At 71.3% G+C, this 12,745-nt stretch carries 14 protein-coding genes; 6 read left to right on the top strand and 8 right to left on the bottom strand.

The features are described 5' to 3' along the window. Positions 1 to 23: 23 nt before the first annotated feature. The 7 genes from Pth03_RS11435 to Pth03_RS11405 all read right to left on the bottom strand — a co-directional run bounded on the left by Pth03_RS11435 (position 24) and on the right by Pth03_RS11405 (position 7,162). Positions 24 to 1,115, bottom strand: a complete 1,092-nt coding sequence (locus Pth03_RS11435; protein WP_308442344.1) for an aminopeptidase P family protein — start codon at positions 1,113 to 1,115, stop codon at positions 24 to 26. A 244-nt stretch (positions 1,116 to 1,359) separates the two neighbouring features. Further along, complete coding sequence (locus Pth03_RS11430; protein WP_203944155.1) at positions 1,360 to 2,394, bottom strand: LLM class F420-dependent oxidoreductase; 1,035 nt, start codon at positions 2,392 to 2,394, stop codon at positions 1,360 to 1,362. An 83-nt stretch (positions 2,395 to 2,477) separates the two neighbouring features. Continuing rightward, positions 2,478 to 3,038 (bottom strand): nucleotidyltransferase family protein, encoded by a 561-nt coding sequence (locus Pth03_RS11425; protein WP_203944316.1) that lies wholly within the window; start codon positions 3,036 to 3,038, stop codon positions 2,478 to 2,480. 195 nt (positions 3,039 to 3,233) lie between these two features. Beyond that, the gene (locus Pth03_RS11420; RefSeq protein WP_203944154.1) at positions 3,234 to 4,358 is read right to left on the bottom strand and encodes an XdhC family protein; all 1,125 of its coding nucleotides are present in this window, start codon (positions 4,356 to 4,358) and stop codon (positions 3,234 to 3,236) included. Next, positions 4,351 to 5,496, bottom strand: coding sequence for a vWA domain-containing protein (locus Pth03_RS11415; protein ID WP_203944153.1), 1,146 nt, complete (start codon positions 5,494 to 5,496; stop codon positions 4,351 to 4,353). Before Pth03_RS11415 ends, Pth03_RS11420 begins: the two co-directional genes overlap by 8 nt. Continuing rightward, positions 5,489 to 6,397: an AAA family ATPase gene (locus Pth03_RS11410; RefSeq protein ID WP_203944152.1), complete on the bottom strand. Its 909-nt coding sequence runs from the start codon at positions 6,395 to 6,397 to the stop codon at positions 5,489 to 5,491. The genes Pth03_RS11415 and Pth03_RS11410 overlap by 8 nt, the downstream gene beginning before the upstream one ends. 75 nt (positions 6,398 to 6,472) lie before the next feature. Then, the gene (locus Pth03_RS11405; RefSeq protein WP_203944151.1) at positions 6,473 to 7,162 is read right to left on the bottom strand and encodes a hemerythrin domain-containing protein; all 690 of its coding nucleotides are present in this window, start codon (positions 7,160 to 7,162) and stop codon (positions 6,473 to 6,475) included. Between the two features lie 87 nt (positions 7,163 to 7,249). On the opposite strand from Pth03_RS11405, the gene Pth03_RS11400 reads away from it, so the two are divergent. Both Pth03_RS11400 and Pth03_RS11395 read left to right on the top strand, forming a co-directional pair. Next, positions 7,250 to 7,894, top strand: a complete 645-nt coding sequence (locus Pth03_RS11400; RefSeq protein ID WP_203944150.1) for a TetR/AcrR family transcriptional regulator — start codon at positions 7,250 to 7,252, stop codon at positions 7,892 to 7,894. Positions 7,895 to 7,896: 2 nt separating this feature from the next. Continuing rightward, positions 7,897 to 8,553, top strand: coding sequence for an HD domain-containing protein (locus Pth03_RS11395; protein ID WP_308442343.1), 657 nt, complete (start codon positions 7,897 to 7,899; stop codon positions 8,551 to 8,553). Here Pth03_RS11395 and Pth03_RS11390 read toward each other — a convergent pair. Further along, entirely contained in the window at positions 8,550 to 8,831 is a 282-nt protein-coding gene (locus Pth03_RS11390; protein ID WP_203944149.1) for a DUF4031 domain-containing protein, read from the bottom strand. The two genes, Pth03_RS11395 and Pth03_RS11390, sit on opposite strands and share 4 nt — an antisense overlap. A 134-nt stretch (positions 8,832 to 8,965) precedes the next feature. Here Pth03_RS11390 and Pth03_RS11385 point away from each other — a divergent pair, with 134 nt between their 5' ends. Genes Pth03_RS11385 through Pth03_RS11370 form a run of 4 tightly spaced genes read left to right on the top strand, consistent with a single transcriptional unit; the run spans position 8,966 to position 12,658 of the window. Then, positions 8,966 to 9,799: an ABC transporter permease gene (locus Pth03_RS11385; RefSeq protein ID WP_203944148.1), complete on the top strand. Its 834-nt coding sequence runs from the start codon at positions 8,966 to 8,968 to the stop codon at positions 9,797 to 9,799. Continuing rightward, positions 9,772 to 10,533, top strand: a complete 762-nt coding sequence (locus Pth03_RS11380; protein ID WP_373318525.1) for an ABC transporter ATP-binding protein — start codon at positions 9,772 to 9,774, stop codon at positions 10,531 to 10,533. Before Pth03_RS11385 ends, Pth03_RS11380 begins: the two co-directional genes overlap by 28 nt. Next, entirely contained in the window at positions 10,530 to 11,516 is a 987-nt protein-coding gene (locus Pth03_RS11375; RefSeq protein WP_203944147.1) for an ABC transporter substrate-binding protein, read from the top strand. Before Pth03_RS11380 ends, Pth03_RS11375 begins: the two co-directional genes overlap by 4 nt. Beyond that, complete coding sequence (locus Pth03_RS11370) at positions 11,513 to 12,658, top strand: LLM class flavin-dependent oxidoreductase (protein ID WP_203944146.1); 1,146 nt, start codon at positions 11,513 to 11,515, stop codon at positions 12,656 to 12,658. Before Pth03_RS11375 ends, Pth03_RS11370 begins: the two co-directional genes overlap by 4 nt. Positions 12,659 to 12,745: the final 87 nt, after the last annotated feature.

The following is a 12,745-nucleotide window of genomic DNA, read 5'->3' as shown; positions in this document are numbered from 1 at the left end:
GGTTCTCCCGCGTGCGGCTGCCCCTACAGGACGAGCAGCTCCTTGGTCGTCAGTGTGAGGAGCTCCGGCCCGTCGTCACGCGTCACCAGCGTGTCCTCGATGCGCACTCCGCCCCTGCCCGGCAGATAAACCCCGGGCTCGACGGTGATCGGAACTCGATCCTCTAGTCTACCGGTCTTGTCAGGGCCAAGGAACGGGAGCTCGTGGATCTCCAGGCCGACCCCGTGACCCAGCCCATGCCCGAAATGCGGGCCGTGCCCGGCCTCGACGATCGGCTCGCGCGCCGCCGCGTCCACCTCCGCCACGGTCGCGCCCGGCCGTACGGCATGGCGGCCCGCCCGCTGGGCCTGCCGTACGAGTTCGTAGAGGTCCCGCTGCCAGCCGGCAGGCTCGCCGACGGCCACCGTGCGGGTCATGTCGGCGTGGTAGCCGTCGTGGAGCGCGCCGAAGTCCATGGTCACCAGGTCTCCCGGCTCGACCGGCCGGTCGGAGGGCGAGTGGTGCGGAATGGAGCCGTTGGGGCCGGAGGCGACGATCGTGTCGAAGGCGGGCTTGTCCGCCCCGAGCTCGATCATCTGGATCTCGAGCCACCGGGCGATCTCCCGCTCGGTCACGCCGGGCCTGATCCGCCCGATCACCAGGGAGAACGCCTCATCGGTGATCGCGCAGGCGCGGCGCAACGCCTCGATCTCCCCCTCGTCCTTGATCGCCCTGACCGTCTCAACCAGGCCGCCGACCGCAGTGAGCGGCCGCTCGGCCTGGAGGCGGTGATAGACGGAGACCGGCATGCGGTCGCCCTCGACGGCGAGGACACCCGTGCCCGCCCGCGCGGCCAGCACCTTCGCCACCTCGCGATGCTCGATCGTCTCCAGGTCGGGACACACCCGCCGGGCCGTCTCGATGTAGCGGGCGTCGGTGGCGAGCACCGCATCGCCCGACGAGGTCACCAGAACGGCCGCGTTGGAGCTCGCCAGGCCGGTCAGGTAGCGGACGTTGACGGGCGAGGTGACGAGGATGGCGCTCGCGCCGGGAGCTGCGGTCTCCTGGGCGGCGTGGATCTCGGGGGCTGCCTGAAGCTCGACGGCCAGGCGCGCGCGGCGGGCGGCGAATGTCACGGGAGGACTCTACGCCCGGCGCGGCCGGGCGCGGATTCCACGGGTCTGTGCATGATCACGATCGGCGTACGCGCAGGTGGGACGGGCCGGCCGCGAACTTCTGCATGATCACGCATGGGGAAACCGCAGGCCAGGCAGCCCGCGGCCGAACCTCTGCATGATCACGGATCGTGTCCGGGCAGGTGGGGGGCATGATCCGCGAACTTTTGCATGATCACGCGGCGGGGGGTGGGGGTGGGGGTGGTCAGGCGGTGAGGGTTTTGACCTTTTCGATGAGCTTGAGGCGCTCCTCATGGGTGGAGGCGAAGGGCGCGACGTTGAGGGTGGTCACCCCGGCCTCCCGCATCGCGGCGAGACGCTCGCGCACGTGTCCCTCCGAGCCGACCAGCGACATCTTCTCCAGCAGCTCGCGCGGCACCAGGGCTGCGGCCTCGTCCTTCTTCCCCTCCAGGTAGAGATCCTGGATCTGCTCGGCCTCCTTCTCGTAGCCGTAGCGGCGGGCGAGGTCGTTGTAGAAGTTCCTGCCCTTGGCCCCCATTCCCCCGATGTAGAGGGCGGCCATCGGGCGGCCCAGCTCGAGGACGTCGCCGACGTCGTCGCCGATGGCCAGCACGGCCTGGGCGATCACGTCCAGCTCGCCGAGCTCGGGCGCCCGGCGCGCCTTGCCCGCGGCCAGTGAGGCCCCCCACACGTCGGCGGCCTTCTCCGGCATGAAGAAGATCGGCTCCCAGCCTTCCGCCAGCTCGGCGGTCAGCTCGACGTTCTGCGGGCCGATCGCGGCGACGACGATGGGGATTCGCTCGCGCACGGGGTGGTTGATCAGCTTGAGGGGCTTGCCGAGGCCGGTGCCGCCGGGGAGGGGCATCGTGTAGTGCTTGCCGGCGTATTCGAGCCTCTCCCGCCGCCACACCTTGCGGCAGATCTCGATGATCTCGCGCGTACGGCCGAGCGGAGCGGTGTAGGGCACCCCGTGGAATCCTTCGACGACCTGCGGGCCCGAGGCGCCGAGCCCCAGCGTGAACCGCCCGTCGGAGACGTAGTCGAGCCCCGCCGCGGTCATGGCGAGCAGAGCGGGTGTGCGCGAATAGATCGGCAGGATGCCCGAGGCGATCTGCAGCCGCTCGGTGCGAGCGGCGATGTAGCCCATCTGGCTGACGGCGTCGAAGCTGTAGGCCTCGGCGACGAACACGATGTCGAGACCGGCCTTCTCGTAGTCGCCCAGCTCGGCCACGGTCTCCTTGAAGCCCCCGGCATAGTTGAGAGCCATCCCGATGCGCATCCCGACGTCCTTCCCTGGCCGAATACCGAATGTTGTTCCGTTTCGTGCGGCATTCAGAGGTTACTGCACGGCAGCGCCGCCGATCATCGGCCGCCCAGCGACCTCAGGTCCTCCGGGACGTCGATGTCGGCAGGGTCGCCCACGTCGTCGCACGGCACGCCGGTGACGAGGTCAGGGTGCGCGCGCAGGAAGGGCCGGGCACCCACGTCGCCCGTCGCCATGCGGGCGACCTCGGCGAAGTGGGGGCGCGCGATCAGGACCGGATTCCTGGGCGCCCCCCGATACGTCGCCACCGCGACTGCGGCGCCTGCCGCGAACGCGGCGGCAAGCCGGCGCACGGCTTCGGCGGTGACCAGGGGCTGATCGACCAAGGCGATCACGACGGCCTGCGCGGATTCGGGGACGGCGTCCAAGCCCGCACGCAGCGAGGACCCCATCCCGGTGGCCCAGCCGGGGTTGTGCACGGTCAGCGCGCCCGGTACGTCGGCGTCCGCCGCGCCCAGCACGACGATCACCGGGTCGCAGCCGCCGTCACGCAGCAACCGCACGCCGCGGTCGACGAGCCGCTCCCCCGCGAACTCGACCAGCGCCTTGGGCGTCCCGAACCTGCTCCCGGAGCCCGCCGCCAGCAGAACCCCCGCCACACTCACCGCCGCCCCACCCCCCTCTCGTGTCCGTGATCATGCAGAAGTTCGCCCATATCCGCCGCGACCTGCGCCTTCCCTATCCGTGATCATGCAGAAGTTCGGTTCCGGCCCGTCCCACCTGCGCGTTCATGGTCCGTGATCATGCAGAAGTTCGCGCGCATACGCCGCGACCTGCCACGACCTGGCTCACGATCATGCAGGCGAGTCGCCGTGGATGCGCCCGTTCGTCTCCGTCAGCGGCTGACCCGAGCCGCCCCAGCGGAGCTGAATGAGCTCGGCCGCGATCGACACGGCCGTCTCCTCCGGCGTACGGGAGCCCAGATCTAGCCCGATCGGCGATTTCAGCCGGGCGAGCTCGTCGTCGGAAAGCCCCGCCTCGCGCAGCCGCGCCAGCCTGTCGTCGTGCGTCCTGCGCGACCCCATGGCCCCGACGTACGCCGCGGGGGTGCGCAGCGCGACCTCCAGCAGGGGCACGTCGAACTTGGGGTCGTGGGTGAGCACGCAGATGACGGTCCGCTCGTCCACCTGCGCCGTGGACAGGTAGTCGTGCGGCCATTTGACCACCACCTCGTCGGCCTCGGGGAAGCGCTTGGCGGTCGCGAACACCGTCCGGGCGTCGCAGACGACGACGTGGTAGCCGAGGAACTTCCCGATCCGCGCCACCGCCGCGGCGAAGTCGATCGCGCCGAAGACGAGCATGCGGGGCGGCGGGGCGAACGACTGCACGAACACCTGGAGGTCGTCGAGCCGCCGCTCCCCCATGGCGCCGTAGCGCCGGACGCCGGTGATCCCCTGGGCGAGCATGCCCCGCACGTCGTCGTCCACCGCGGCGTCGAGCCGTTCCGACCCCAGCGATCCCGAGGCCGCGCCTTCAGGCGTCCCGTCCGACTCCGGCCAGATGACCCGCCGTGCGCCCACATCACCGGGCCCGGACAGGATGGTCGCCACCGCGACCGGGCGGCGCGCCTGGATCGAGGCGGCGATCTCCCCGAGCTCCGGATAGGTGTCGCGGGAGACCTCCTCCACGAATATGTCGATGATTCCGCCGCAGGTCAGGCCGACCGAGAAGGCGTCGTCGTCGCTGACGCCGTACCGCTGGAGCACCGGCCTTCCGTCGGCGACGACGTCGTGGGCGAGCTCGTAGACCGCGCCCTCGACGCATCCGCCCGACACGCTGCCGACGGCCTCCTCGCCGAAGACGGCCATGGACGCGCCGGGCGGCCGGGGGGCGCTGCGGAAGGTGCCGACGACCGTGGCCAGGCCGAATCGCTCACCCGCCTCCCACCACCGCAGGATCTGCGACAGGACGTCACGCATGACCGCGCCTCTCTCTTCCTGATCCCCGGCCGCCGTCCGCCAGCAGCGCGGCCAGGTCTTCGAACGCGACCAGGCTGTGCCCGGCCACGAAGTCGGTGACGTACGGCAGGGCCGCGACGATGCCCGCCGTGAGCGGCCGGTACGCCGGGTCTCCCTTGTGCGGGTTCGCCCAGATCACCCGGTGGGCCAGCCTGGACAACCGGGCCATCTGGGCGCCGAGGAGCTCGGCCGAGCCGCGCTCCCATCCGTCAGAGGCGATCACGACGGTCGCCCCGCGCGGGTAGGAGAGCCTCAGCAGCGCCTTGATCTCCTCGCCGAGCCGGGTGCCGCCGCTCCAGTCCGGTATGGCGGCGGAGACCGCGGCCATGGCGGCGTCGGGGTCGCGGTGGCGCAGGTCGGCGGTGATCCTGGTCAGCCGGGTGCCGACGCTGAACACCTCGGTCGCCCGCGGCTCGGCCCGCACGAGGGCGTGGGAGAAGCGCAGCAGCGTGTCGGCGTACGGCGCCATCGACCCGCTCACGTCGACCAGCACGACGACGCGGCGGGGCCGGTCGCGGTGGCGCCGCATGCGCAGCCGCGCCGGCTCCCCGCCGCGGCTGACCGCCTCCCTGACCGTGCGGCGGCTGTCGAGCACCCCGCGGTGCGCCGGCGCGAACCGCCGCGAACCGCGGCGTTCCCTCTCGCCGCTCAGCAGCGCCAGCATGCGGTGCACCTGCTCACGCTCCCCCGCGGTCATCCGCGCGACGTCCCTGCTCCGCAGCACCTCGATCTCGCTCGCCGTGGCGGGCACCGCGTTCTGCTCTCCCGCCTGCTCGGGTTCGCGGGAGCCGTACGGCCGGGCCGTCACGCGTGTGACCGTCACGGTCATGCCGGTACGGCCGGGCCGCGGGCGCTCGCCGGAGAAATAGGCGGAGAAGCACCGGTCGTACCGGGGGATGTCGTCGGGGCCCGCGCAGAGGGTGAGCCGGCCGGCCCAGTAGACGTCGCGCTCCTCGGCGACGTTCAAGTGGCCGAGGGCGGTGAGGAACCCCTGCGTGCGCTGGTGGTCGGCGCCGACTCCCGCCGCCCTGAGCGTGCGGGCGAACCCGGTCATCGTGGCGACCAGGGCTCCTGTTCCGGCGGAGCCGATGTCAGGCATTGCCGTTCGCTCCACGGGCGGTGAGCATACCGCCGCGCAGCACGGTCTCCTGGTCCTCGCGGTGCTTGAGCACGGCGCCCAGGGTCGCGGCGGCCAGACCGGGGTCGAGGTCGGCCGCACCGAGGGTCAGCAGCGCCTCGGCCCAGTCGAGGGTCTCCGCGATGCCGGGCGGTTTGACCAGGTCGGCGTTCCTCAGGAGCCCGGCGGCCCGGGCCACCTGGGCGGCCAGCCGTTCCGTGCAGCCGGGCAGGCGTCTGAGCAGGATCGCCACCTCCCGGTCGAATCCAGGATGCTCCAGCCAGTGGTAGAGGCAGCGGCGCTTGAGCGCGTCGTGGACCTCCCGTGTGCGGTTGGAGGTGACCACGACGACCGGCGGGGTCGCGGCGCTGATCGTGCCCAGCTCGGGGATCGAGATCGTGAAGTCCGACAGCACCTCGAGCAGGAACGCCTCGAACTCGTCGTCCGCGCGGTCGATCTCGTCGACCAGGAGCACGCTGGGCTGGGTCTCCACAGCGCGCAGCAGGGGGCGGGCGATGAGGAACCGGCGGTCGTAGATCTCGCCTTCGAGCGCCCGGGCGTCGGTCACGCCCGCCGCCTCCGCCGCCTTCAGATGCAGCAGCTGCCGGGCGAAGTCCCAGTCGTAGAGGGCCTGGGCGGCGTCGAGGCCCTCGTAGCACTGGAGCCTGATCAGCGGGGCGCCGAGCATCGCGGACAACGTCTTGGCCAGCTCGGTCTTGCCGACCCCGGCCTCGCCTTCGAGGAAGAGGGGCCGGCCCATCCTCAGCGCCAGGAAAACCGCCGTCGCCAGGCCCTCGTCCGCGATGTAGTCGTGCCCGTCGAGCAGCTCCGACACCGCGGCCGGGGAGTCGATGTCGGATGCCTTCGTCGTCCGCTCCAGCATCCTTTCAGGCTACGCGTCACCCGGCGGATGACGCTCTGGTCGATTTCGCCAAACCCCGGCCCGGTATCCGGCGGCTCATTCCCCGAGCGCGCTCTTGCGCGCCAGATAACGGCGGAGCAGGAGGGGCTTCAGCAGGCGCACGGGGGCGGGGAAGTTCCCCATCATGATGTCGAGCCCCGGCGCCGGGCGGGGGTCGTGCAGCAGGCCGAGGACCAGCTCAGGACCGGAGCGCGGCGCGCCCGCGATGATCGCCGCGCGCAGGCGGCGGATGTCGGCGTCGGGGACCAGAGGGAACAGGTCCTCCAGCACCGGCTCCTCGTCGTCGAGATGGGCGGTCAGCAGGTCGTGCACCCGCTCCGCCGACTCGGCTGCCAGCCCCGCGTTCCTGCCCCCCGAGGCGGCCGCGCCCTCCCTGCTGACGGCGTCGACGGCCACGGACAGGCTCTTCAGCTCGGCGTCGAGCTTCTCGTGCTCGGCCGTGAGCTCGTCGAGCGCGGCCACCGCGCCGGGGAAGAGGCGGCGCAGCACGGGCCAGAACAGCTCGTCCTCGCTGCTGTGGTGGTGATGGACGAACTCGCCCTGCCACCGGGCCGTCCGCACGATGGCCTGGACGTTCACGGGGGCCTTGACGCCGACGGGTATGCCCTGGGCGAGGCGGCGCGTCGCCGAGGCCGTGAGCGCGGCGCCCCTCCGCATGATCGTGTGTACGGCGAGCAACTCCTCGTAGATGCTCTGGCCTTCCGACAGGCCTGGTGACTGGGGCATGCGGAACCTCCGGGAGAATTCAAGTTATATGGGATGCAACGAATATACAGGTCGCGCATCCAATGCGGAGAGCGCTAGGATTCGGCGGTGCCCCCGACCCGCGCCTACCACTCACCCCGCCGCGAACAGGACGCCGCCGACACGCGCAACGACATCCTGCGGGCGGCACGAGAGCTGTTCAGCGCCCAGGGTTACGCGCGGGTCACCGTGGCCGACATCGCACGGCGCGCGGGCGTGGCGACCAAGACCGTCTACGCGAGCGCCGGCGGCAAGGCCGGCATCTTCACCGAGCTGATCAAGGCGGCGGTGATCGAATCCGGTGCGGCGGAGACGCTGGCCGCGATCCGGCGGACCGGCGACCCCCGCGAGGCGATCGCCGTGCTCGCTCGCGGCACCCGCAACGGCAACGAGACCAAGCGCGACATCATCGACATGCTGTACGCCGCCATGCCCGTCCACGACGACGCCGGGGCCCTGTGGGAAGAGGCGACCGAGAGCTACCGGTCCACGCTGCGCGAGGTCGCCGACCATCTGCACGAGATCGGAGGGCTCGGCGACGGTCTCGACCCCGGCCGGGCCGCCGACGTCCTGTGGCTCTGCTTCGGCATGAGCTCCTGGCGGACCCTCGTCGGAGAGTGCGGCTGGACCTGGGACGAGGCCGAGCGGTGGCTCAGCACGCAGGCCGTCCTGCTCCTCAGGCACGGCCTGCCGGGATCGGCGCTACCGTCGTGAGCGTGACCGACCCCACGCCAGGCACGCGCACCGGGCAGATCGCGCCTTCCGGCTCCGCCCTCGGGCTGCCCGATTCGGCGGCGGCGGACGCGCTCGCCGCGGAGTTGTGCGCGCGCTGGGCCGAGCCGCATCGCCGCTATCACACGACCGTCCACCTGCGCGCGGTGCTGAAGGCGATCGAGCCGCTCGCCGCACTGGCCGACGACGTCGTGGCCGTACGACTGGCCGCCTGGTTCCACGACGCCGTCTACGACGGCCGGCCGGGATGGGACGAGGAGCGCAGCGCCCAGCTCGCCGAGGCGAGGCTGCCCGCCTGCGGCGTGGACCCCGGCCGGGTCCGCGAGGTCGCCAGGCTCGTCCGGGTGACGGCGTCCCACTCCTACGACGCCGGAGATGCCGACGCCGCTGTGCTCTGCGACGCCGACCTGGCCGTCCTCGGCGGTTCGCCGGAGGAATACGCCGCGTATGCGAGAGCCGTACGGGCTGAATATCGCCACGTGCCCGACGACCTGTTCTCCGCGGGGAGGTCGGCGGTCCTGCGCGAGCTCCTCACCGGCCACACCTTGTACGGCACGGCCGCCGCGCGCGACCTCTGGGACGGGCGCGCCAGGGAGAACATGACCCGCGAGCTGGCCGAACTGGCCGGACTCGCCGGCTAACCCGACTGCGACGGCGGCCGGTGCTTGGGGCGGCGCAGGCCTGAGGCGCGGAGGCGGCGGACGAGCTCGGCGCTCGGCACCGGCTCGGCGCCCAGCTCGACGGCACGGTCGTAGACGGTCTCCGGCACGTCGTAGTGGTCGCGGTCGAAGGCCCGCGGGGGCACGTCCAGCGCCTCGGCGAACTCGTGCAGCTCCTCGTACGACTCGTCGCTGACCAGATGCGACCAGAGCAGCCCGCGCGGCCCGGGCCAGTTGGGCCGGTCGATCAGCACGCCCACGTGACCTCCTCAGCCGGACGCTTCCCCGCACTGTATTGCCTTCCGCACACCGCCGCGAAATTACCGATTGACCCGGTAGGAAATATGGGTAACCCTGAAGCGGACATCGCACGCCGTCCCTGCGAGGTACACCCATGGCCGTCCTTGAACTGGAAACCCCGGTCCAAGCCGAGACGCGGCCCGCGCCCCGGGCACAGCGCCGGCGGTTAGGGGGAAAAGCGTGGCAACGCTGGATCAGCCCGCTCGCGCTCGTCGTCGCCTGGCAGGTCGCCAGCTCGACCGGGCTGCTGCCCACGCGGCTCCTCGCCGCGCCCTCCACGATCGCCGCGACCGCGGTCGAGCTGATCCAGACGGGCACGCTGCCCACGGCCATCGCCGTGTCGCTCCAGCGCGTGCTGATCGGCTTCGCCGCGGGCGCGCTCTCGGGAGTCGGCCTGGCGCTGATCTCCGGGCTGAGCCGCAAGGGCGAGAACGCGGTCGATCCGATCATGCAGATGCTGCGGGCGCTGCCGTTCTTCGGGCTCATCCCGCTGTTCATCCTCTGGTTCGGGATCGGCGAGACGCCGAAGGTGCTGCTCGTGGCCCTCGCGGTGTCCTTCCCGCTCTACCTGAACACCTTCGCGGGCATCCGCGGGGTCGACGGCAAGCTGGCGGAGGTCGCCCGCACCCTCGGGCTGGGCAGGGCCCAGTTGATCCGGCACATCGTGCTGCCGGGGGCGCTCCCCCAGACGCTCGTCGGTCTGCGGCAGAGCCTCGGCGTCGCGTGGCTGGCGCTGATCGTGGCCGAGCAGGTCAACGCCAACGCGGGCCTCGGCTACATGATCAACGACGCCCGCGAGTTCCTCCGTACCGACGTGATCGTCGTGGGACTGCTCGTCTACAGCGCCCTCGGCCTGCTCACCGACGCCCTCGTCCGCCTGCTCGAAAGGAGGGCCCTCACGTGGCGACGCGAGTTCCTGGCCCGCTGACCCTTCAGGAGACCCCGGCCCCCGAACGGCAGGTCGTGGCGTCCGTCCAGGGGCTGACCCGCAGGTTCGGCGAGCGCACGGTGCTCGACCGCCTCGACCTGGAGGTCGCGCGCGGCGAGTTCATCGCGCTGCTCGGGCGCAGCGGCTCCGGCAAGTCCACCCTCCTGCGGGCGCTCGCCGGGCTCGACGGGGAGGCCGAGGGCGGCCTCTCCGTCACCGGGTCGGTGGCCGTCGCCTTCCAGGAGCCGCGGCTGGTGCCGTGGAAGCGGGTGCACGCCAACATCACGCTCGGCCTCGCCGTACCGAATCCGAAGGAGAATGCCGACGCGGCGCTCGCCGAGGTCGGCCTGTCGGAGCGGGCGGGCGCGTGGCCGCTCACGTTGTCCGGCGGAGAGGCCCAGCGGGCCAGCCTCGCCCGGGCGCTGGTCAGGGAACCCGACCTGCTCCTGCTCGACGAGCCGTTCAGCGCCCTCGACGCGCTGACCCGCATCACCATCCATCAGCTGGTCCTCCAGCTGTGGTCCGCGCACCGCCCATCCGTGCTGCTGGTCACCCACGACGTGGACGAGGCGCTGCTGCTGGCCGACCGGGTGCTCGTGCTCGACGCCGGACGCATCGCGCACGAGTCGGTCATCAGCGCCGAACGCCCGCGGCACCGCGACCACCCCGACCTCACCTCGCTTCGCACCACCCTGTTGTCCGCCCTCGGCGTCTCCCCCGAAGGAACCTCATGACCAGGAAACTGATCGCCGCACTGTTACTTCTGTTCGCCGGCACGGCCTGCGCCTCGGCCGACTCGACCGGCGGCTCCGCGGGGAGTTCGGGCTCCACCGGCGTCACCTTGCGGGTGGGCGACCAGAAGGCCGGATCCCAGGCGCTGCTCAAGGCGGCCGGCCTCCTCGACGGCACCTCGTACACGATCACGTGGTCGCAGTTCACGTCCGGCCCGCCGATGCTGGAGGCGATCAACGCGGGCGCCGTCGACATCGGCGGCGTCGGCAACACCCCGCCCGTCTTCGCCGCCGCCGCGGGGTCGAAGATCAAGGTGGTCTTGGCGTACCGGCAGAACCTCGCCGGAGCTGCGATCCTGCTGCCGCAGAATTCGGCCATCACCGCACCCGACCAGCTCCAGGGCAAGAAGATCGCCGTCGCCAAGGGCAGCTCGGCTCACTACCACCTGCTGTCGGTGCTCAAGAAGGCCGGACTGTCGTTCAAGGACATCCAGCCGCAGTACCTCCAGCCCGCCGACGCTCTCGCGGCGTTCTCCTCCGGCACCATCGACGCCTGGGCGATCTGGGAGCCCTTCACGTCGCAGGCCGAGCTGCAGAACAAGGCCAAGCTCCTGGTCGACGGCAACGGCTACGTCAACGGGCTCAACTTCCAGGTCGCCGCCCCCGGCGCGCTGGAGGACAAGTCGAAGGACGCGGCGATCCGCGACTTCCTCACCCGTCTCACCAGGGCGCGGGTGTGGGCGGCCAACCACCAGGCCGAATGGGCCAAGGTCTGGGCGCAGGAGACCGGCCTGCCCGTCGAGGTCGCCAGCGCGGCCGTCGCCAACACCGTCGCCACACCCATCGTGATCGACGACTCCGTCGTGTCGTCGGAGCAGCAGATGGCCGACGCGTTCAGCGCCGAAGGGCTCATCCCCGGCGGCCTGAAGTTCTCCGACTACGTAGACGAACAGTTCAACGACATCGTGACGAAGGGGCTGCAGTGAAGTTCCATTGGTTCCTGCCCACGACCGGTGACAGCAGGGCGATCGTCGGCGGCGGGCACGGCCTGCACCGGGCCCACGGCCACTCGGCGTCGGAGGTGTTCCGGCCGCCCACGGTCGACTACTTGGGCCAGATCGCCCGCTCGGCGGAACAGCTCGGCTTCGAGGCCGTGCTCACCCCCACCGGCACCTCCTGCGAGGACGCCTGGCTTATGACGGCCGCGCTCACCCAGGTGACGAAACGGCTGAAGTTCCTCGTCGCGTTCCGGCCGGGGGCGCTGTCGCCCACCCTCGCCGCGCAGATGGCCGCGACCTACCAGCGGATCTCCGGCGGGCGGCTGCTGCTCAACATCGTCACCGGCGGGGAAACGGTCGAGCAGAAGCGCTTCGGCGACCACCTGTCCAAGGACGAGCGGTACGCGCGGACCGATGAGTTCCTCTCGATCGTCCGGGGCGCATGGGATGGGCCGTTCGATTTCAAGGGCGCATACTACGACGTCGAAGGGGCCAGGGTCGCCGAATCGCCTTCCCCCGTGCCCGAGCTGTATTTCGGCGGCTCGTCGGCCGCCGCCGGGCCGGTCGCCGCCAAGCACGTGAACGTGTACCTGACCTGGGGCGAACCGCTGTCGCAGGTCGCCACCAAGCTCGACTGGATCAGGGGGCTGGCCGCCGCCGAAGGGCGCACGCTGCGTTTCGGCATCCGCCTGCACGTCATCGCCAGGGACAGCTCCGCCGAGGCGTGGGAGGAGGCGCAGCGGCTGCTCGACCGCATCGAGCCGGGCGACATCGCCTCCGCAAAAGCCGTCCTCGGCCGCAGCGACTCGGTGGGGCAAAAGCGCATGCTCGCCCTGCACGCGGGCTTCGACAGCGGCAAGGCCCGTGACCTGGAGATCCACCCCAACCTGTGGGCCGGGATCGGCCTGGTGCGCGGCGGAGCGGGAACGGCACTGGTCGGGAGCCACCAGGAGATCGCCGACCTGATCGAGGAGTACGCGGCCCTGGGTATCGAGGAGTTCGTTCTCTCCGGCTACCCCCATCTGGAGGAGGCCTACTGGTTCGGTGAGGGCGTGCTGCCCGAGCTGCGCCGCCGCGGCCTGTTCGGCGCTCCAGAGCCGGTACGGCTCAGCCCCCTCAAGGTGCCGTGATCATGCCTCAAGGTGCCGTGATCATGCAGAAGTTCGACGACATGAGCACTGACCTGGCCGTTCCCGGTTCGTGATCATGCAGAAGTT

This window comes from Planotetraspora thailandica, assembly GCF_016863335.1.
GTDB classification, from domain to species: domain Bacteria; phylum Actinomycetota; class Actinomycetes; order Streptosporangiales; family Streptosporangiaceae; genus Planotetraspora; species Planotetraspora thailandica.
Note: the sequence above shows the minus strand (reverse complement) of the source record. Positions and strands in the feature narration are given on the sequence as shown.

Coding starts and splice junctions, on each gene's coding strand:
- Pth03_RS11430 (WP_203944155.1), bottom strand. CDS start 2,394: ATGCGCATCGGGATGGCTCTCAACTATGCCGGGGGCTTCAAGGAGACC.
- Pth03_RS11420 (WP_203944154.1), bottom strand. CDS start 4,358: ATGCGTGACGTCCTGTCGCAGATCCTGCGGTGGTGGGAGGCGGGTGAG.
- Pth03_RS11415 (WP_203944153.1), bottom strand. CDS start 5,496: ATGCCTGACATCGGCTCCGCCGGAACAGGAGCCCTGGTCGCCACGATG.
- Pth03_RS11410 (WP_203944152.1), bottom strand. CDS start 6,397: ATGCTGGAGCGGACGACGAAGGCATCCGACATCGACTCCCCGGCCGCG.
- Pth03_RS11405 (WP_203944151.1), bottom strand. CDS start 7,162: ATGCCCCAGTCACCAGGCCTGTCGGAAGGCCAGAGCATCTACGAGGAG.
- Pth03_RS11385 (WP_203944148.1), top strand. CDS start 8,966: ATGGCCGTCCTTGAACTGGAAACCCCGGTCCAAGCCGAGACGCGGCCC.
- Pth03_RS11375 (WP_203944147.1), top strand. CDS start 10,530: ATGACCAGGAAACTGATCGCCGCACTGTTACTTCTGTTCGCCGGCACG.